The following is a 19,996-nucleotide window of genomic DNA, read 5'->3' on the forward strand; positions in this document are numbered from 1 at the left end:
TCCTTAAGAGGAATACCCGCATGACAATCGACGTACCAACCTTGAGCAAGCTTCTGCAACCCCTCAAGGAGCAGGGCATGGGGCCGGGTGAGGCCGTACGCGTGGCGCTGGCATCGGCAACGGCATCGGCTGCAACCGGCGTCGGCGCCAGGGCGTTCTCGCTACCGCAGCAGGCGTTCGTTCACAACGGCGCCGTGGTGGCCGAAGCGGTACACAACGTGTTCTCGCCCATCACTGCCGCAGCACTGGCGATCATCCTGCGCGAGACCTATCCGAATCTGACTGCCCTTGAAATAGGTGGAATCATCCTCGCGCCCAACGTCTTGCCCGGCACGCCAGCGCCCGAAATGGCCAGTGCCCTGGCTGGCGCGGGTTTCGATGCCAATAGCACCAGCGATGCCGTCAATGTGCTGTACCCGATCACCCTGACCGTACAGGCCAACCAGGCCTGGCAGGCCAGCGGGCTGAATGTGACCGGCCGCCAGGTCACGCTGATCAGTGCCCAAGGGTCGTGGACCGCCAACCCCGCCAACGGCATGGTGGGTCCCGCCGGCGACTCTCGCTTCAAAGCCCCCGCACGCTACACCTTGCCGGGTGCACCGGAAGGCGCACTGATCGGCAAGATCGGCAGCAATGGGCCATTTCTCGTAGGAGCCTACGTGCAAGCGCCAGCGGGTCAGTCGGGACCGCTGCAATTGTGTATCAACGATGACTTGGATGGGGTCTACGGCGTAGGTTTGCGCGACAACGTCGGCACACTGCAAGTAAACCTGCAAACAAAGGGGAACTGAGCACGCCAGCCTGGTATCGCAAGGTGCCGGGCACGCCTGCACTCCCTACTATCCCTGCCCTGCACGCTCGCGTTCACCGTAAAGCAGCGTGATGTTGATGCGCGCGCTGGTGTAGCCAGGACGGAACGCCAGCGGCGCAGTGGCATGAAACAGGTCCGAATTGAAGATGACCGCACGATTGCAGCGATAGGGAATCACCAGCGGCTGTGCCCCTGAGGCCCGCAGGAAAGCGTCGATCCGATCACCCTGTCGGTTGTACGTTTCGAAGTCCCAGTCCATTGGGGCCTCGACGTCGTAGATCACCAACCCACCCGAGTTCTTGTCCAGGTTGGCGTCGTCGGGGGTGATCCAGAAATTCACGTTCACCGCAGCGAAGTCGGCATGCGGATAGGTCGCCGGCTGGTCGTGCCCATATTTGAATCCCCACAGTTGCAACAGCGGATGCCGCGTGCCGATCACCTTGGGAAAGTACTGCTGGATCTGCTCAGCAACTTGCAGCAGCAACGGGCAGTTGAAGCCTTCCCTGAAGAACGCCCCCAGGCGGCCATGGGCATAACGGTTGGTGTGCCAGACAGTGGATTGCAGGCAAAACGCTTGCAACTGCTGCAATGCTTGCGGTGTTAGAAAGTCATCGATCACTACGATGCCCAGCGGGCTCTGCTGGTAATCCTGCTCCGCTCCACGCAGCGCCGGGCTATCGTTCAACGCACCTTCATCCAGATGTGCGGCCGGCAGATGATGGATGACTCGACCATAGGTGGAGGACAGTGGCCATGACGCGAGCAACTGCTGTTGCAAGAGGCTGTCGCTCTCGTTGAAGCGCTGCAACGCGGTTTCATAGCCGTCGATCACGGCATCCAGTTGCGGACCTATCAACTGCCGATCACGCAGGTAGCGCATCTGCTCAAGGTCATGGCTCAGCTTGCTCCGGCTGAGTTTCGGCACAGGCGTGGGAACGTTGGGTATATCGCCTGGCAGCGAGTGCCAGGTACTGCCGCGAGTGACCGCGGCATGACGCAAGGCCCAATGTCCCGCTGCGCCAAGGTCATTGACCCGCAGCGCCGTGCTCGTGAGGTTGTCCAGCACTTCAGGATCCTGCGGATACAGCTCGACCAGCACCTGCCACATCCCCCGCGCGGCGTCGTACTGCCCCAGATGCACATACAGGTGGGCAAGCAGATAGGCCAGATTGGCCCGGGCCAGCACATAACCGGGTTCCCGGCGCAGGGCGCACTTGTAACTGCTGATGGCGTCTTCGTTGCGGCCTTGGGCTTGAGATACCCAACCCAGGTTGTTGTGCGCAATGGACCAGTCCGGTTGGTGTTCCACGGCGTATCGAAAGCAGGCTTCGGCGGCCTCGAAACAGCCTTGCAGGCACAACCGATGACCTTCGTCGTTCTGCGCCAGCACCTGCTCCGCAAAGCGTTTTGCGGCCCACAAGGCCGAGGGGGCTTGTGCCGTTCCGTAGCGCGGGCTCGATGCGGGTGCCGTCAAGCGAACCCCCGGGATTGTTTCAGTCTCTGGCTCAGTTGCATGGCATCGATAATGGCCTGGTTGACGGTCGTTTCCAGCGCAGGACTCCCAAGATCGATCTGTTGCCCGGCCTGGCGAGTGTCGTTAAGCGCAGACCCGCCAGGCTCCCGGCCTTGGGTTGCATGCAGAAACCGCCTTTGGTCGTTTAGATCATCTTGGTGTGTTGGCTCAAGTGCAGTGCGTGAACGATAGACAGGGCGCGCAATCTTGCAAGGGAACCGCAGCAAAAGTGGCGGCCAGAGGTTACTTACAGTCCTGGTTCAGTACTTGCAGTCTTGCCAAGGCGCGTCGGAGTGGCCGACCTGATCGCCGTGATGGATGCGGTCGCAGGCAGTGAGCCGGCCATAACGCTTGTTTCACTACTAGGCTTAGACCCGGACGCATTCCTGGTCCAACGGCGTTACCAAGATATCGGGGATGCACCTGCACTCCCCGCCCGGGTATTGGGTGTCACTCGATCCACAAGTACAGATCATGAAGGAACTCGGAATATGAGCACTGTCACGACCAAAGATGGCGTTGAGATCTACTACAAGGACTGGGGCCCGCGGGACGGCAAGGTCATCCATTTCCACCACGGTTGGCCACTCAGTTCAGACGACTGGGATGCGCAGATGCTGTTCTTCGTGAACAAGGGATTTCGCGTGGTCGCGCACGATCGACGTGGCCATGGCCGCTCCAGCCAGGTTTGGGACGGCCATGATATGGACCACTACGCAGACGATGTCGCGGCGGTCGTCGAGAAGCTCGGGACCCAAGGTGCAATGCATGTCGGGCATTCGACGGGTGGCGGGCAAGTGGTGCGCTACATCGCTCGACATGGACAGGACAAGGTGTCAAAAGCCGTGCTGATCAGCGCGGTTCCACCACTGATGGTCAAGACGGCAAGCAACCCGGGTGGAACGCCCAAAGACGTGTTCGACGGTTTCCAAGCCGCGCTCGCGGCTAACCGCGCCCAGTTCTACTACGATGTTCCCGCAGGTCCCTTCTATGGCTATAACCGCCCAGGCGCCAAGCCATCGGAAGCGGTGATCTGGAACTGGTGGCGCCAGGGAATGATGGGGAGCGCAAAAGCGCATTACGATGGCATCGTCGCGTTTTCACAAACCGATTTCACCGAGGACCTGAAGGCTATTTCCATCCCCGTCCTGGTGATTCATGGCGACGACGATCAGGTCGTGCCTTACGCGGATTCCGGCGTGCTCTCTGCCAAGTTGGTCAAGAACGGCACACTCCACACCTATAAAGGAGCGCCGCACGGCATTCCGACTACCCACGCGGACCAGGTCAATGCCGACCTGCTGGCGTTCATAAACGCCTGACGCAATAGCACGTACTCCAGCCACTGCCGGCCTGCAGGATGCGGGTCGGTCTAGGCTTTGATGCTAAAAATGCTCCGTTCTGAAGAAAATACTCGCGTAGTGTTTGTCGTTGCTGACAAGACACCCATGAGTTTTGGGGATAACGCATTTAGCCTCATGTAAAACTTACCCGATGGTTGATTCGGGCAGAAAACCTTCTGGCCCCATGCTCCAGGTATAAAAGCGCAGTAATGGATGCCTCAATGCCCCCCAGGAACTATTCCCCAAGTTCCAGCCGCGAACCCGCCATACGCTGGCGAGCCGCCGACAGCTGCGACTGGTACGCAATCATCAAGGCGAAAAAACTCACCAGCGCAGCGGCCAGCAAGTAATACGCCGCCATCATCGGGTCGCCGGTATAGCGGTAGAGCACAGTCACCAGGGTGGGTGTGAAACTGCCGAACAGCACCACAGAACTGGCGTAGGCCACGCTGATGCCCGTCGAACGCACCGCCACCGGGAATAGTTCGGCCAACGCTGCCGACGCCGGGCCGGCGTACAACACCATCAACATGGCCAGCCCGGCTTGCAGCAGCATCAAGCCGCTGTCCTGCGGATTGTGCTTGAGTGCCAGGAATGCCGGGTACGCCAGCAGCAACACTCCCAGCGCCCCGAGCAGCATGACGTTGTATCGCCCCCAGCGATCCGACAGCCAGCCACCCAACGGGCTGAGCAAGGTGATGAAGCCGACCAGGGTGATCCCGTAATAGGCTTTCCCGGCATCCAGGTTGAGCATGGCCTGGGCGTAGGCCGGCATGAAGTTGATCAGTTGGGTGCACACCGTCCACAAGGCAACAAAGCCGATTCCCAGGGCAAGGCTGCGCCAGTGCCGGAGGATTTCCCGGGCTGGCACCTCTACCCCCTGGCGGGCATGGGCCTGGAACGCATGGCTCTCGTCGAGGGTGCGGCGCACATAGACACCGACAAAATAGATGAGCACACCCAAAGCAAACGGAATACGCCAGCCCCAACTGCCAAGCTGTTCAGGCGTCAGCAGCGTTGCCAGGATGCTCGCGAACAAGCCACAGAGCAAAAAGGACCCCGCCTGGGCGACCTGCTGGAAGGCGGTAAAAAAGCCCCGGCGCGAAACCGGCGCCGCTTCACACAGGTAGGCCAGCGCACTGCCGATTTCGCCCCCTGCCGCCAGGCCCTGGACAATCCGCGCTACCACCAAGAGTACCGTGGCGCCATAGCCCAGCATGCTGTAGCCGGGACACAGGGCAATCAGCACCGTGCTGGCGGCCATCATGTTCATGGTCAGGATCAGCGCTTTCTTGCGTCCGTGGCGATCGGCATAGCGACCGATGAGAAACGCCCCCAGCGGCCGGGCAACGAAACCCACCGCGAGGGTGACGAAGGTGGCCAGCAGCGACATCAGTTGGTCCTGGGCCGGGAAGAACGCCTTGGCGATGTACAGAGAAAAGATCGCGAACAAGGTGAAGTCGAACCATTCCAGGGTCGTGCCTATCCCTACGGCCAGCAGCATCCTGCGCTGCTGCCGCGGCGAGTCCATTGGCTTCATGGCGATGATTTCCAGACGTAGACGCGCAACCCTGCGCACACGGGGGGCTTGGATGTGGCGGCGTACCGGGCCCTTGAGCAGGCCCGGTCAGCAGTCACCCTCCCAAGGCTACTGGACGGTGAACAGGCGCGAGGTGCGCTCCCACTCCCGGACAGTCTTGTAGTCCTCATGCAGGACATTGCTGTCGGCATGGCTCATGAACACAATGCCGGGACTGGAAAACAGGTCGATGGTCTTGACCACCGTGTCGCCTTCTTTCGGCGCACGCTGCAGCCAGGCCTTGCTTTTGAACGTCTTGAGCAACTCGTCGTACGAGGAGCGCGCGACCACGCCTTCCTGGTTGGAGATGAACTGCACCTGCCACAGCGGATAGCGATGGGGTTGCCAGGTTTGGAGAATGTCATCGATGGCCGACTCCCCTTCCCTGACCAGCTTGCCCACCAGGTCCAGCTGGCTGGAGCCGACCGCGTAGTTGGCCGCCGGGCGATTTAGCCCGCCGGACAACCGCGAGGCACACTCGATCAATGTCGGGCCGTCGGCGGTCACGATCAATTCGGTGTGGTTGGCCCCGTAGCGGATGCCCAGGGCGTCCAGCACGCCGTGGACATACTCGACGATTTCCTGCATTTCAGGGGAAGTGGGATCGAACAGCACGGCACGGTCATAGATCCAGCCGCCATCCGGTGCCGGCAACTTGTCGGCGCGCCAGATTTCAGTGATCAGATGCTTGCCATGGCCACTGACGCCGTTGATGAAATACTCCGGGCCAACCAGCAGGCGCTGCGCCAGGACCGCGTCGTTGCGTTCACCCAGTTGATTGACGGTACCGAACAGCTTGTCGAAGCTTTCCAGCAGCTCACGCTGATCGGCACAAAAAGTCACCGAATCGGTGCCCGCACTGGCCTGAGGCTTGATCACCACCGGCCAGCTACCGCGCTCGGCCCAGGCGCTCAGGGCACTGCGCTCGACAGCCAGGAAGTGGTCCATGCTGCGCAGGCTGGCAGCCTTGAGTCGCTCGTGCATGGTGTATTTGTCACGTCGAGCCAGGCTGGTCGATGGGGCGTTGCCCGGTAGCTGCAGAGCCGCGGCCAGGAGGTCGGCGACTATCACCCCGCTCTCGGTCCCCGGCAGTACCGCCGCCGGGCGCCAGGCCTCCACGGCATCGGCCAGCGGCTGGATGTCGCCCTGATACTCGAAGTGTGCGATGTACTCATTCTTGTGGTAGGTGCGCAGGTAGTATTCCGGCGGATTGGCCGAGCTGCTCACGTGCAGGCACTTCCAGCCGGACTCGGCCATCAGCGTCGGCAGCTGTGAGCCCGATGAATAACCATCGACTACCACGAGGATCTTTTCCTTGGCTTGTGTCATTTTCTGTCTCCCTTGAATTTCATCCATGTGCCGAACACCGTGACCAGGGCGATCACGGAGCAGCCCAACGCAGAGGTCATCGACCACTGGATTCGCGCATCGAATACTTGGAATACGTAGGTGAGCAGCGGTGCCCACGCGAGCAGTGCCGCCACGGTAAAGGGTTCCGAAAGCAGGATGCCACGCTGCAGCAACCACAACGGGATGATCACCCCGAGCAAGGTGGCGATCGCCAGGCCGCCGACTTGCGTGCCGGAGGCGATCACAAGGCCCGGACCGTTGTAGGCCAGTACGGCGGCGACAATGATCAGCAAATAGAAACGGTGGGCCATGATTCGCGTGGCGGTCCAGCTGCGCTCACCCAGTTGCTTGGTGGCGATGGTGTTCAGCGCCTGGGACGCACCACCGGCTGCCGCCGCGGCGAGGCCGATCAGGGTGTCACCGACGTTGATCGGACGAATCCCCGCCAGCCCCACCAGCGACGCCCAGGCCAGCAATGCCGTGCCCGACAGGATGCCCGCCGCCACCGCGTAGGTGTAAAGCGGCAACTGCCGGCGACGCACCACTCGCTCCAGCAGGATCGTGCTCACCGGGCCGAGTCCGCCCATGATGGCGCTGACAATCGCCGGTTCGATATAGCGCAAGGCGTAGAAATAGCCGATCCAGTTCAAGGCGCTGGTGAAATTCAGCACGGTCAGCGGGCCTGCGGCGTTGGTGCCGATTGCCAGTCCGCGAGTACCGGAACTGAGCAACAAGCGCGTCAGAAAGAAGCCGCTGGTGATGACGAAACTCCAGAACAGGAAGGTGAACGGATGCAGCTGCTGCAGCAGGTTGCCGGAAAAGACCGCGTTCGCGTTGGCCAGTACCAGGAAGGCAGCCACGTACAGCACCCCTGCCCGCCCGCCCCAGCGGCTGACCGGCGTGGCGATGCCGGCCAGGCTTGCTTCAGGCTTGTTCATTGACGGTCTTCTCCATGAATACGCTCAGCGGATCTTCTCGATAATCGGCGAAGGGGCCGCGATCGCGAAAACCTGCGCGGCGATAGAGTGAAATCGCTTCAGGCTGGCTTACGCCGGTTTCCAGCAGTAGCGTTCTGGCGCCGTTGTGCCGGGCCAGTTGCTCCAGGCGCTTGAGCAAGCGCACACCGACCCCACGACGGCGGGCATTGTCGGCAACGAACATGCGCTTGAGCTCGGCCTCGTCGTTACCGATGCTCACCACCGCCCCGCAACCGAGCACCTCGCCGCTGTGCAATTCGCGGGCGACGATAAAGCTGACACCCGGGGCCTTGAGTTGCGCCACGTCGAGCATGTGCACACTCTCAGCGGGATACAGTGAGCGCGCGTAATCTTCCGAACGTTGCAGCAGCGCGGCGACCTGCAGTTCCTCGGGGTCGCCTTCGTCGATGCTGAACGGCTCCTGGCCGAACGTTGCCGATGAGGGGTAATCCTGCAGCACCATGTCCGCGCCTTTCTCGGCGATCATCAGGGACGCGGCGTTGGTGTTGCCCGAGACCATCGTCGGCATGATCGATGCGTCGATCACCCGCAGCCCCTGCAGGCCACGCACACGCAGGCGATGATCGACCACGGCCAGCTCATCGTTGCCCATGCGGCAGGTGCCGACCGGATGGTAGGAGGTGTCGCCCTGGGTGCGGGCAAATGCCAGCAACTCTTCGTCTGACTCGACCTTGCTTCCCGGCGACAACTCATGGTCGCAATAGGCCCGCAAGGCCGGTTGTCCAGCGATTTCGCGCAAGATACGCATACCCGCAATCATCCGCCGCTGATCCTCTTCATGTTCCAGGAAGCGCGATTCGATGGCCGGCGCAACCGCCGGATTGCTGGAAAGGATATGGATGCTGCCCGTGGATTCCGGGCGCAACGGATACAACCCCACGGTCATGCCGGGCAATGTGTCCAGCCGCCGACTGGAGCCGGGACCATAACTGGCCGGGGCAAAATGGAACTGCAGATCGGGCCGCGGCTCTTGCTCGCGGGATTTCACGAAGCCGTGCCCGAGAGCGATGGGCAGGCTCAGCACACCGCGCCGGCGCGTCAGGTAGTGCAGGACTTCCTTGAACAGCGCAAAGCCGCGCGTACGTTCGTTGAAGGTGATCTTCTGGCGAATGCGCCACTTCAACCGGGAGGCGAAGTGATCGCGGAAGTTCTCACCGACGCCGGGCAGCACGTGCTGCACGGCGACACCGGCTTTTTCCAGTACCGCGGGTGCCCCAATTCCCGACAACTCCAGCAGTTGTGGCGACTGGATCACCCCCGCACTGAGGATCACTTCACGCCGGGCCCTGGCGAACTGCAATGTGCCGGCCAGGTAGTCGACGCCAATGCAGCGCTTGCCTTCCAGGCGCAGTTTCTGCACGGGCGCCTCAGTGACGACCGTCAGGTTTGCCCGCTTGCGCGCTGGCAGCAGGTATTGACCATAAGCCGAGGAGCGCCGTCCCTGATCATGGTTGACCTGGTAATAGCCGAAGCCCTCCTGCTCGCCGCTGTTGTAGTCGGGATTGCGCGAGTGCCCGGCCTCAGTGGCGGCAGCGAGAAAGGCATCACACAGTTCGTCGCGCTCGCGCGGCAGCGCCACGTGGATCGGCCCGTGCTGGCCACGGGCCGCACCGTGCACGTCGACACTGGTTTCCAGGCGTTGGAAATATGGCAAGACGTCATCCCAGGCCCAGCCCGCATTCCCCTGGCTGGCCCACTCGTCATAGTCCTCGCGCTGCCCTCGGACGAAGATCATGCCGTTGATCAGGTTCGACCCGCCCAGCAGGCGCCCCCGGGGAATCTGCAAGCGGCGCCCGCCTAGCGTCGGGTCCGGTCGGGTTTCGAAGCACCAGTCGTACTTGGGATTGCCCATCAGCAGGACTTCGCCTACGGGTATCGATAACAAGGGGCTGCGGCGTTCGGCACCGGCTTCGAGCAGCAGCACCCGGATATCCGGGTTTTCGCTCAAGCGTGCAGCCAGCACGCAGCCTGCGGCGCCTGCGCCGACAATGATGTAGTCGTACTCGTTCATGCCTGGCGCTTCCTGTCCCGAGACTCGACGGTGCGGGCGCCGATGGTGGTGCGATGCAGCAGCCGCCGGTATTTATCGTCGTACACCGTGGCTTTGTGCATGGCGCTGCGGTTGTCCCAGAGGATGATGTCTCCCGGCGTCCAGCGGTGCCGGTAGGTAAATTGCGGCTGCACCGAAAACTCCTGGATGAACGTGACCAGTGGTGCGCTTTCCTCAAGCGCTAGACCTTCGATGCGCCACGGCACATTGCCGCCGGCGTAGAGTGCCTTGCGCCCACTGACCTCATGGCGACGCACCAATGGCTGCGCCACGTCGACCCAGTCGGCCAGTTCCTGCGCCGAGGGCGCCGCTCGGTCGGGATAGTTGTAGGGCCGCGACTGGGTCCGGCTGATGACCACCTTGAGGTGTTCGATGCGCTGTTTGACCGCATCGGGCAATGCCGCGTAGGCGGCAAACATGTTGGCGAACCAGGTGTCGCCACCCTCCGGCGGGATTTCCAATGCATGTAGCATCGACCCTGCCGGCGGTACCTCCAGGTAGTGGCCGTCGGTGTGCCAGACCCGGCCGCTGACGGGTGAGCCGATCAGCTTCCCGTCCTTGGTGATGTTCGACAGGATGAGGATCTCCGGCTGGGTCTTCTCGCTGAACTGCGACCGTGTGTAGCTGACCAGCTCGCCGAAATGGCGACTGAATTCCAGCTGCTGCTCGGGGCTCATGGACTGTCCGCGAAACAACAGGATGGTGCTGCTGATCCAGGCCTCGTAAAGCGCTTCTATGGTGTCGTCGCTGAGCTTGGAATTGACATCGATGCCGCGGACTTCGGTGCCGATCGAATCGGTAATGGGAACGAGTTCAAGCATGCCGCCTCCTTGATTTGCATAAGGCCAGACTTCCGTGCTGACCGTGTCTTACACCGCGACCCGGTTGTCGACGATCCAGCGGTGCATCTCCACCAATTGGATCAACAGATGCGCCGGGCTGGCCCCGCCCGGTAGCATTGATGCGTTGAGCTGATTGGCCGCGATCTGTTCGATCAGCGCACTCAGGCGCGGGGTGTCGAACATCCAGGCAATCGGCGATTTCGGGTCCGTGGCGATCCAGCGCGCTTCGCTGATCAGCACCCGGTCGTACTCGGTATCCTGAATGTGCGGGTAGGCGCTTTTTTTGCGCGACAAGGTGGTCGGCGGCAAGATGTCGTGCATCGCCGCCTTGAGCAGGCCCTTGACCCCACCCCGGGATTTCATTTCCCACGGCACGTTCCACACATACTGGATCAATTGCGGATCGCAGAATGGCACCCGCACCTCCAGGCCCTGGGACATGCTCATGCGTTCCTTGCGATCCAGAATGACCGACAACGGTCCGGACATCCCAAGGAACAGGACTTCGCGCATGCGCGCCGCCTCGGCGCTTTCCCCTGGCAGGCGCGGCACCTGGCTGAGCCAGTAGTCGTAGCGGGCGCGTTCATCCTCGGCCACCCACTGCGCGGGGGCCAGGGCGGGCGACAGATAGGCGGCCAGCTTCGGTCCATCGCCCAGCCAGGGGAACTGTGCCCGGGCCAGTAACTGCGGTTTGAAGTAGTAGGGGTAGCCGCCGAAGATCTCGTCGGCGGCCTCTCCGGTCAATGCCACCGAGCATTTGCCGCGCATGCGTTCGAACAGCAGGTACATCGATGCATCGAATTGGCCCCAACCCGGCAATCCACGGGCTGTGCGCGTGGCCGGAATGACATTGAGCAAGTCCTGCATGGTTGCGCTGAGCGTGGTATGGCGGGTACCCATGTATTCGGCGGCCAATGCGGCGAAGGGTGCATCGATGTCCGGCCGCAGCTCGGTTGAGGTAAAGGCATCTTCGTCGGTGTCGAATTTCAGGCAAAAGGTATCGAGTGCAGCCCCAGCGCCCCGAGCCGCCAGTTGTTTCATCACCAACGCGGCAACCGACGTGGAGTCGATGCCGCCGGACAGCATCGCTGCGCAGGGCACTTCATGTTCGTACTGGCGCGCCACAACCCCCTCGAGCAGCGCGCGTACCTGCTCCGCGGTCTGCTCGAAAGTAGCGGTGTGCGGGGCACTCTCCAGCCGCCAATAGCGCTTTTGCGTCTGGCCGCGTTCGCTGAAGCTCAGCACAGTGGCCGGTGGCAGTTCGTGCAAACCTTGCAGTGGGGTTTCGCCGGGCAGTGCCATGCGTGGTTGCAGCACGATGGCCAGCGCGCTCGTGTCCAGCCTGGCGGTAAATTGAGGGTGGGCCTCGATGGCCGTGGGCACGCTGGCGAAAATGATGCCGCCATCGGTCAACGTGTAATACAGCGGTTGCAGGCCGAGGCGATCACGGGCCAGCAACAGCTCGCGTTTCTGACTATCCCAAAGGGCAATGGCGAACATGCCTTCAAGGTGCTCGACGAAGCCGGCTCCCCATTGCGCATAGGCGCGGCGAATGATTTCGGCGTAGGTCCAGCGGTCCGGTTCCGGGCCGAGACCGGCGAGCGTGTGCTGCAACTGCCCGGCGTTGTAGATCTGCCCGGTGTACAGGATGGCAACGGTGGCGCCGCGAATTTCCCCGATCCAGGGTTGCTCTTCGCCGTCGTAGCGCGAAGTCACCGTGCGGCAATGTCCCAGTGCAAGCTCCGGAGCGAGCCACACCGCTTGCCCGTCAGGACCACGCCCGGCCATTGCAGCGATCATCGCCGAGACAATCCTGGCGACCTTCGAACGAGGTAGATTCGTTTGTTGCCCAACACCGTGACGCAGGTCGACCCAACCGGCCATGCCGCTCATATGACGCTCCTTTCGAATTACCTACTGGGCAACGCCTTTATTGGCGTAACCGTCTCCATGTAGATCAATGTGCGCGGCCTACGGACCGAAGTAGATCAGTTCTTGTTGTTTAATCTATTTGTCCAGCCGGGCACAAAGTACTTCAAGCCATACATCGACGACAAGTGTCTTTTTGAATGTCTAAATAACCAAAAAAGAGGTGGCTATTACTTAAGATTATTTATGCCTTCGCATAATTTACTAAAAAGCACCAAGATGGCGCACAGCAACTCTTGATGGGTCAATCTCGCACTAAAAAAGTGCAAGTAAATATAGGGCCAATATCCATTTAAACGGCGCGCGCGTAGCACGGCGCAGACGGTGATATCAAAAGAAACCGCAGGAAATATTATTGGCCGAGCAACTTGATAATATTTAAGGAGTTTCTTGATCGGCACTGCGAAACCCTTGCCGTCAGCTGGTTTTTTTTAGTTCCCCCTACTTGTGGCCCAAAAAAAATCGCTGTTATGCTCCACAACAAGCAGCGTGGTGCCCCGTGTTCCACACTTTTACATGGAATGTGAGTAAAGGAATGTATATGGATATACATCTGCACATCATCTATCCCTATCGGCCATTAATGCAGCACCGCCCTTACTTGGTTGCATTGGGGCGTTAGTGCCAGCGTGGCTAGCGTCCGCCAATCAATCCAGACCATGCCGATTTAATCTGCGTATCTAGATCGCCATCCATTGCATCGTCGCCGGTATTAATGCGCAGGTTGCGTAACACCGCCCGTTCAAATAGCCGTGCACACCCGCGCCTGTCTGATGGCGAAGTGTGCGCTGACGTACTTCAGCACGTAGAGGGAATTATGAGCGTAAATCGGTTCGACTATTCGGGAAACCTTGCCAGGGCCAGTACTTATCATGGTTATCGCAATACGTTCTGGCCCCCGGCTGACAGTTATCACCTGACTTCGCTCGACCTGACCCCCGCGAACCCTGCCATGGGCGATGCCTGGCAAGAACGCCTGGACGCGCTCAAGACCGTGATTGATGAGCAATGGCGCGACGCCAAGCTGCACGGCGTGCCAGAACGGACCCGTTTCAGCGATCCGCGCGCCGTGGCCCAGGCCTTGCGCGCCCTGGGCGACCATCTGCAGCGCCCCCATGATCGCCAAGCCCTGCTGCTCAGGGCCAAGGCCATCGAGCACGGCTACGACGACGAAATACTCAAGACCCTCGCCGGCCTGCAAGAAGAGGTCGCGCTGGTCAGCGGGCAGTTGGCAACCTGGTATGGCAAGCAGACAGGAGGGTTGCCAAGCGCCTTCGGCTGCCAGCTCAATCCCGCCCGGCAAAGGGACGTGGAGCTGGCCATGGCGCTGGTGGATCAAGTGCCCGCATACCTCAAGGGCCTGCATACCCATTTGCGGCTGGGCGATGTGCCCTCCTTCGCCGCCACCGATCTGTTTTTCATGGCCGGCGAAGGTAACCTGCACCCCAAGCATATTGCCTATTTCCTCCCGGAGGACGAAGGCGTCAAGCGCTCGCCGTTCAAGAAGACCTATTACTTTGCGAACACCCACGCCGCGATGGTCGAGCACCTGGCGGCGCCGCTGGCGCGCCGGTTTCTGGCCACCGGAGCCCAGCATGACGCGGCGAGCGAGCCTTTTCGCCGCATCCCGACACTGGGTGTGCTCAGCCATGAACTGGGCCATTTCGTCCATCGCCAGGAGACCACCTACTCGCCGTTGAACAACGCCAATCGCTGGGCCTCGGTGGTGTTGCAAGAAGTCGCAGCGGATGTTTTCGGCATCCTGATCCTCGCCCAGGTCTGGGCACCCGCGCTGCAGATCCCGCCCGAGCAGGTGCTCGAATACTACTTGGGCGAGTGCCTGCGTTATCTGAACCGTGGGCTCGGACTCTTCCCCGACTGCGACGGGATGTACCTGCAATTGTCTTATTTCGTCCAGCTCGGCGCCCTGACGCTGCAGCATGAAGATGGGCAGCCCGTGCAACTGCTGGTCGATCACGGCGCCTTGCTCGCCGGCTTGCGTTCGCTGGCCCGGGTCCTGGCCGATGCCCTGCTCACAGGCGATCCGGAGGCTGCTGTCGCCTTCTACCAGTTTTACGGACCGGCACGGCTGCAGCCGCTGCAACCACTGGTCACTGCGTTGGCCAGTACGCCCGCGCAGTCCATCGAATACGTGCAAGAGCCTGTGCGTGTACCCACGGACTGCGCCGCAACCTGCGCGCAAGCCCGCCTCTAGACAAGGAGAGACAGAGATGACGAAGCCGATGCAGGACCTCAAACAGGTTGAAGACTACTACGGCACCACCCGCCGGTTTGGCGATAGCGATGCCACCATCTACGGGATCTGGGAACAGGGTGGAGCGTTCAACGATTCCATCACCCCCTCCACCTACAGCCCCGAATACCGCTCGCATCTGGGGCTCAAGCTCAAGTCCCTGACCCAGGAAGGCGCGACGATTTTCTCCATTGGCTGCGGCAATGGTTTTGTCGAGGGCGACCTGGTGCAGGCCAAGCGCCGCGTGCTGGCTATCGACTTCAACGATGAAGCGGTGGCCCTGAGCCGGAAAAAAGGCGTGGATGCGTACACCGCCGACTTCTTCAAGCTGGAGCCCGGCGCCCTCGCCGGCGTCAAGTCGGTCTATGCCGACGGCTTGCTCGGCCATTTGTTCCATCCGGAGCTGGAGCTCAAGCCGACCTTCGACAAGCTCAAGGAGTTGAACCTGGAATCCGGCACGACCCTGGTGTTCTCCAACGATTCGCCGCGCGATCCCGACACGCTCTTTGCCGCCCACGACAAGGTCGACGGTTTCTGGTTCATCTCCCGGGACTACCTGCGCGATGCACTGATCGAGGCCGGCTTCAAGATCGAGGAGTCCTACTACTTCCCCTACACGCGCCCGATCAGCGGCCTGCGCAATCGAACCCTGTGCATCGCACTGGTGCCCTGAGCCGATCACGCCCGCGCCGCGAGGAGAAACCGCCGTGCCCATATCCGAAAGCTTCGCCCGACGCTTGTTGCCGCTGCTCGATGATCTGACGAAGATCTACCCGACGCCTTTTCATCTCTATGACCAGCGCGCCATCGTCCAAACCCATCGAAACGTGGTGCAAGCCTTCGCCGACAGCGCGTTTCGTCAGTACTTCGCGGTCAAGGCGCTCCCCACGCCAGCCATCCTGTCCCTGCTGCTCAAGGAGGGCAGCGGGCTGGATTGTTCATCGCCGGTCGAGTTAATGCTGGCCGAACGGCTGGGCGCGCGGGGTGACGACATTGTCTTCACCTCCAACAACACCTCGCCCAGCGAATACCAGATGGCGCTGCGGGCCGGCGCCCTGATCACGTTCGACGACCGCAGCATGCTGGAGCAAGTGACATCCTTGCCGGATATCGTTGCCTTTCGCGTGTCGCCCCACGGCGTCATCGCCCGGTCGTCACAGATGGGCAACGCCCAGCAATCGAAATTCGGCGTTCCCGAGGCCGAACTGGTTCAGGGCTATCGCGAGGCATGGGATCGCGGTGCCCGGCGTTTTGGTCTCCACGGCATGATGTGCGCCAACGAGCTGTCGCTGGAGGCCGCGGTGCAGGCCGGTGTGCAAGTCATCGAGGTCGGGGCGCGGGTGGCTCGCGAGGCGGGCATCGAACTCCAATACATCAATATCGGCGGTGGCCTGGGCATTCCCTACCGGCCCGACGACCAGGCCCTCGATCTCACCGCGTACGCCGATGCGCTGAAACACGCGCTGAAGCAGGCATTCCCCCGCCACGCACCCAAGCTGCTGATGGAGTTGGGTCGCTACATCAGCGGCCCGCACGGGGTGCTGGTGTCCCGGGTCATCAACCGCTGCAGCAAGGCGCGGGAAATCGTCGGCCTCGATGCCTCGATGTCGGCGCTGATGCGCCCCGGACTGTATGGCGCCTACCACCACCTGACGCTGCCCTTCGCCAGTCAACGCCCCGAGGGCGTGTTCGATGTGGTCGGTGCACTGTGCGAGAACTTCGACAAGTTCGCCGTGGATCGCCCGCTGCCGACCCCGCTCATCGGCGACCTCGCACTGATCCATGACACGGGAGCCCACGGACATGCCATGGGCTTTACCTATAACGGCCGGTTGCGCCCGGCGGAATTGATGCTGACCGACGATGGCGATGTCGTCGAAATCCGTCGGGCCGAGACCTTCGATGACCATACCGGCCCGATTCAATGGCAACCCGTAGACGTCTTCAACCCCCACAAGGTGCGTTAAATGAGTAACCGTGCATTGATTGAAGCAGCGTTCGAACGGCGCACGCTGCTGACGACGCAAGAATTGTCGGCCCTGGTGCCGTCGATCGAAACCGGCCTCGCTGCCCTGGAGCGTGGCGAGTTGCGCGCAGCCTATGTACAGGATGGCCAGTGGGTCTGCGATGCCTACGTCAAGAAGCTGATTCTGCTGTCCTTCCTGACCCGCGAAAATGCCCTGGGCGAAACCAACCCCGGGCGGCCGAAAAGCTACGACAAGCTACCGCTGAAGTTCGAACAATGGGACGCCGCCGCGTTCCGTGACGCGCGCATCCGAGTGGTCCCCGGCGCGGTCGTCCGGGCCGGGGCGTACATTGCCCCGGGCGCCGTGTTGATGCCGTGCTTCATCAACATCGGCGCGTACGTCGGCGAAGGCACGATGATCGACACCTGGTCAACGGTCGGTTCCTGCGCCCAGGTCGGCGCACGCTGCCATATCTCCGGCGGCGTGGGCCTGGGCGGCGTGCTCGAGCCCATCGGCGACAACCCCGTGGTCATCGAGGACAACGTTTTCATCGGCGCCCGCAGCGAGGTAGCCGAAGGCGTCATTGTGCGCAGCGGAGCGGTGATCGGCATGGGGGTCTACCTCGGTGCCTCGACGCCCATCATCGACCGCGAGAGTGGCGAAGTGCGCTTTGGCGAGGTGCCGGCCAACGCGGTGGTGATCGCCGGCAATCGCGCCGATCCGAAGCTGCCGGGCGTATCGCTGGCCTGTGCGGTAATCGTGAAATACGTCGATGAGCGCACACGTTCGAAAACTGCGCTCAACGACCTGGTCCGGGTGCTCAGCCAATGAACGTCGCAGGCAACGCTTTCGCCAGGCTGCAGGGCCTGCTGGATGACCTGCCGCCCGCGCCAGGCTTGTCGGTGATCGCCCTGCACCTGGGCGAAAGCAGGCTGGGCGATCCGACATCGCTGCTGGCACCGTTGTCGGACCTCCAAGACTGGACCCGCTACCCGCCGCTGGCGGCGACCACGGCACTGCGCGAGGCCTACAGTCACTGGCTGCGGCGCCGTTTTGGCATCGCCGACAGCCTCGGCAAGTCGATTGCCATCGAACCCACCCCGGGGACCAAGCAGGCGGTCGCCACCTGCATCGCCCTCGCGGTCACCCGAGCGCGGGCACGGGGCGTGGCGGTGCCGGTGGTGGTGCTGCCCAACCCCTTCTACCCCACGTATGTCGCGGCAACCGAAGCCGCGGGCGCGCGGGCCTTGTTCTACGATCTTTGCGATGGGCAGCTGGAGGCCAACCTTGCCGCCCAGCTGGCGTTGGCCGGCGACAGCGCCGCGGCCGTGGTGCTGTGCAACCCCGGCAATCCACTGGGCAACATCCTCTGCGCCGATACGCTGGCGGCAATCAGCCGCCAGGCACACCAGGCCCGGGCCAGCCTGCTGGTCGATGAGTGCTACATGGATCTGCTCTGGCATTCAGCACCGCCCGGCTATCTCAGCCTGGTCGAGGCCGGCAGGGTCGCGCCGTGCCCGTTCGTGGTGCTGCACAGCTTGTCGAAGCGCTCCGCCGCGCCGGGTTTGCGCAGCGGTTTCATTGCCGGCGACCCACAGAGTATTGCCGCCTATGCCGCGTTCAATCGTTCCTGCGGGGTGTCGCTGGCCTGGCCGACGTGCGCGGCCTCGGCCGCGCTGTGGCAGGACGAGGCCCATGTGCAGCAGCAACAGCAGGCCCTGCAACGCAACTGGGACATGGCCGATGATTGCCTCGCCCAAGTGCCCGGCTACCAGCGCGCCGAAGCTGGTTTCTTCCTCTGGCTGGCCGTCGCCGATGGCGAGGCGACCGCGCAGCGGTTATGGACCGAGCAGAGTTTGCGAGTGATGCCCGGACGTTATCTGTGTCATGCCGCCAGCGACGCCAGCAACCCCGGAGATGGCTTCGTGCGCCTGGCCCTGGTTCATCAGCCATCGATCATGGGGGAGGCCCTGCGGCGCCTGCGTAGCGGGTTGAGCGGCCAATAGGCCGACGGCGGCTGGAACGCACAACTGCATCCCCTGGCGGATGCGATACCGATTCAGAGTCACCCGAGACAGGAACAGCAAGATGGCAATGGCAACGGACGCAGGGCTGCAAGAACGCATGGTGGGCTGGCGTCGCTGGTTGCATCAGCATCCAGAGGCGGGATTCGCCGAGAGCAAGACCTGCGCGTTCATCGCCGAGACACTGCGCAGTTTCGGCTTGCAGCCCCATGAGAGCATTGGCGGAACCGGTGTTGTCGCGACGATCGAAGGCGAGCAACCCGGCATCGAGATCGCCCTGCGCGCCGACATGGATGCCCTGCCCATCCAGGAAGAAAACACCTTTGCCCACCGCTCACGCCACGACGGCTGGATGCATGCCTGTGGTCACGACGGCCATATCGCGATGCTGTTGGGAGCTGCCAGCCGCCTGGCGACTGACCGGCGCTTCGCGGGCAAAGTCCACTTGATCTTTCAGCCGGCCGAGGAAATCGGTACGGGGGCCAAGGCGATGATGAACGCCGGCCTGTTTGACAGGTTTCGCGCCGAATGCGTGTACGGCCTGCACAACTGGCCAGGCCTGGAGGCGGGTCGATTCGTGGTGCATCACGGTGCGGCAATGGCAGGCGCCAGGCCCTTTGAAATTGTCGTCAGCGGCTGCGGCTGCCATGCCGCCATCCCCCACCAAGGCACTGATCCGCTATTGGCGGCGGCACACCTGGTCACGGCATTGCAGAGCATCGTGTCACGTAATATCGACCCGGCCGACGCACTGGTCCTCAGCATCACCCAGTTCCATGCCGGGCATACCCACAACATCATTCCCGACACCGCCCGCCTGACCGGCACCCTGCGCTACTTTCGCCCCGCGGCTGGCGAAATCGCATCGCGTCGAATGCTCGAACTGGTCGAACAACTGGCGGCCGCAATGGGCGTGCGCGCATCACTGGAGTTCTTCGAATTCGGATCGCCACCGGTGATCAACAGCGCGGTGCATGCCGAACATTGCGTGGTCGCCAGCCGCGCCGTGGCCGGGCGGGAAAACGTCGGTACTACCGTGGCACCGAGCATGACCGGGGAAGACTTTGCCTTCATGCTCGAACGCAAGCCTGGCGCCTACATCTGGATCGGCAACGGTTCGGCCGAAGGCGGTCGCTCGTTGCACAACCCGCATTACGACTTCAACGACGAAATCATGCCCATGGGCGTGGCCTACTGGGTCGCCCTCGTCCGGCACCGGCTACAGGTGTGAGCAATTGCCCCGATCAGGTGCGCATTTGCGGGAGGGAGCGGCGCTTTATCCAAACGGGCCGCGCGGGTATCGCAGGCCCGTTTTCCATGAGCTGGAATCGAGGAA

The 19,996-nt window shown here is 62.1% G+C and carries 15 protein-coding genes; 8 read left to right on the top strand and 7 right to left on the bottom strand.

The genetic code is table 11. The features are described 5' to 3' along the window. Positions 1-20: 20 nt before the first annotated feature. Entirely contained in the window at positions 21-791 is a 771-nt protein-coding gene (locus ATY02_RS35840) for a hypothetical protein (RefSeq protein ID WP_068576944.1), read from the top strand. 48 nt (positions 792-839) lie between these two features. Here ATY02_RS35840 and ATY02_RS16100 read toward each other — a convergent pair whose 3' ends face one another. After that, entirely contained in the window at positions 840-2,285 is a 1,446-nt protein-coding gene (locus tag ATY02_RS16100; protein ID WP_164823682.1) for a tetratricopeptide repeat protein, read from the bottom strand. Between the two features lie 530 nt (positions 2,286-2,815). Here ATY02_RS16100 and ATY02_RS16105 point away from each other — a divergent pair. After that, entirely contained in the window at positions 2,816-3,646 is an 831-nt protein-coding gene (locus tag ATY02_RS16105; protein ID WP_022644483.1) for an alpha/beta fold hydrolase, read from the top strand. Positions 3,647-3,902: 256 nt separating this feature from the next. On the opposite strand, the gene ATY02_RS16110 is transcribed toward ATY02_RS16105, so the two are convergent. From ATY02_RS16110 to asnB, 6 genes are all read right to left on the bottom strand, one after another. Beyond that, positions 3,903-5,207, bottom strand: coding sequence for an MFS transporter (locus ATY02_RS16110; RefSeq protein ID WP_068576940.1), 1,305 nt, complete (start codon positions 5,205-5,207; stop codon positions 3,903-3,905). 108 nt (positions 5,208-5,315) lie between these two features. Beyond that, on the bottom strand, positions 5,316-6,575 hold the full coding sequence (locus tag ATY02_RS16115; RefSeq protein WP_068576938.1) for an ATP-grasp domain-containing protein: 1,260 nt from the start codon (positions 6,573-6,575) through the stop codon (positions 5,316-5,318). Beyond that, on the bottom strand, positions 6,572-7,534 hold the full coding sequence (locus ATY02_RS16120; RefSeq protein ID WP_068576936.1) for a DMT family transporter: 963 nt from the start codon (positions 7,532-7,534) through the stop codon (positions 6,572-6,574). Before ATY02_RS16120 ends, ATY02_RS16115 begins: the two co-directional genes overlap by 4 nt. Then, a complete protein-coding gene (locus ATY02_RS16125; protein ID WP_068576933.1) occupies positions 7,521-9,605 on the bottom strand; it encodes a GNAT family N-acetyltransferase in 2,085 nt (694 codons plus the stop codon). Before ATY02_RS16125 ends, ATY02_RS16120 begins: the two co-directional genes overlap by 14 nt. After that, on the bottom strand, positions 9,602-10,465 hold the full coding sequence (locus ATY02_RS16130; RefSeq protein ID WP_068576931.1) for a TauD/TfdA dioxygenase family protein: 864 nt from the start codon (positions 10,463-10,465) through the stop codon (positions 9,602-9,604). The genes ATY02_RS16125 and ATY02_RS16130 overlap by 4 nt, the downstream gene beginning before the upstream one ends. A 48-nt stretch (positions 10,466-10,513) precedes the next feature. Further along, positions 10,514-12,379 carry an asparagine synthase (glutamine-hydrolyzing) gene (gene asnB, locus ATY02_RS16135; protein ID WP_068576929.1) on the bottom strand — a complete coding sequence of 622 codons (1,866 nt, stop codon included), beginning with the start codon at positions 12,377-12,379 and terminating at the stop codon, positions 10,514-10,516. A gap of 853 nt (positions 12,380-13,232) precedes the next feature. On the opposite strand from asnB, the gene ATY02_RS16140 reads away from it, so the two are divergent. The 6 genes from ATY02_RS16140 (at position 13,233) to ATY02_RS16165 (ending at position 19,891) form a co-directional block, all read left to right on the top strand. Then, positions 13,233-14,630: a hypothetical protein gene (locus tag ATY02_RS16140; protein WP_068576927.1), complete on the top strand. Its 1,398-nt coding sequence runs from the start codon at positions 13,233-13,235 to the stop codon at positions 14,628-14,630. Positions 14,631-14,646: 16 nt separating this feature from the next. Continuing rightward, positions 14,647-15,342 (top strand): oxin biosynthesis protein, encoded by a 696-nt coding sequence (locus ATY02_RS16145; RefSeq protein ID WP_068576926.1) that lies wholly within the window; start codon positions 14,647-14,649, stop codon positions 15,340-15,342. 34 nt (positions 15,343-15,376) lie between these two features. Then, positions 15,377-16,636, top strand: a complete 1,260-nt coding sequence (locus ATY02_RS16150) for a diaminopimelate decarboxylase (RefSeq protein WP_068576925.1) — start codon at positions 15,377-15,379, stop codon at positions 16,634-16,636. After that, positions 16,637-17,467: a 2,3,4,5-tetrahydropyridine-2,6-dicarboxylate N-succinyltransferase gene (locus ATY02_RS16155; RefSeq protein ID WP_068576924.1), complete on the top strand. Its 831-nt coding sequence runs from the start codon at positions 16,637-16,639 to the stop codon at positions 17,465-17,467. Further along, on the top strand, positions 17,464-18,642 hold the full coding sequence (locus ATY02_RS16160; protein WP_068576922.1) for an aminotransferase class I/II-fold pyridoxal phosphate-dependent enzyme: 1,179 nt from the start codon (positions 17,464-17,466) through the stop codon (positions 18,640-18,642). Before ATY02_RS16155 ends, ATY02_RS16160 begins: the two co-directional genes overlap by 4 nt. Positions 18,643-18,730: 88 nt before the next feature. Beyond that, positions 18,731-19,891 carry a M20 aminoacylase family protein gene (locus tag ATY02_RS16165; protein ID WP_206600635.1) on the top strand — a complete coding sequence of 387 codons (1,161 nt, stop codon included), beginning with the start codon at positions 18,731-18,733 and terminating at the stop codon, positions 19,889-19,891. Positions 19,892-19,996: the final 105 nt, after the last annotated feature.

The sequence above is a fragment of the Pseudomonas sp. BIOMIG1BAC genome (genome assembly GCF_001705995.2).
GTDB lineage: Bacteria > Pseudomonadota > Gammaproteobacteria > Pseudomonadales > Pseudomonadaceae > Aquipseudomonas > Aquipseudomonas sessilinigenes.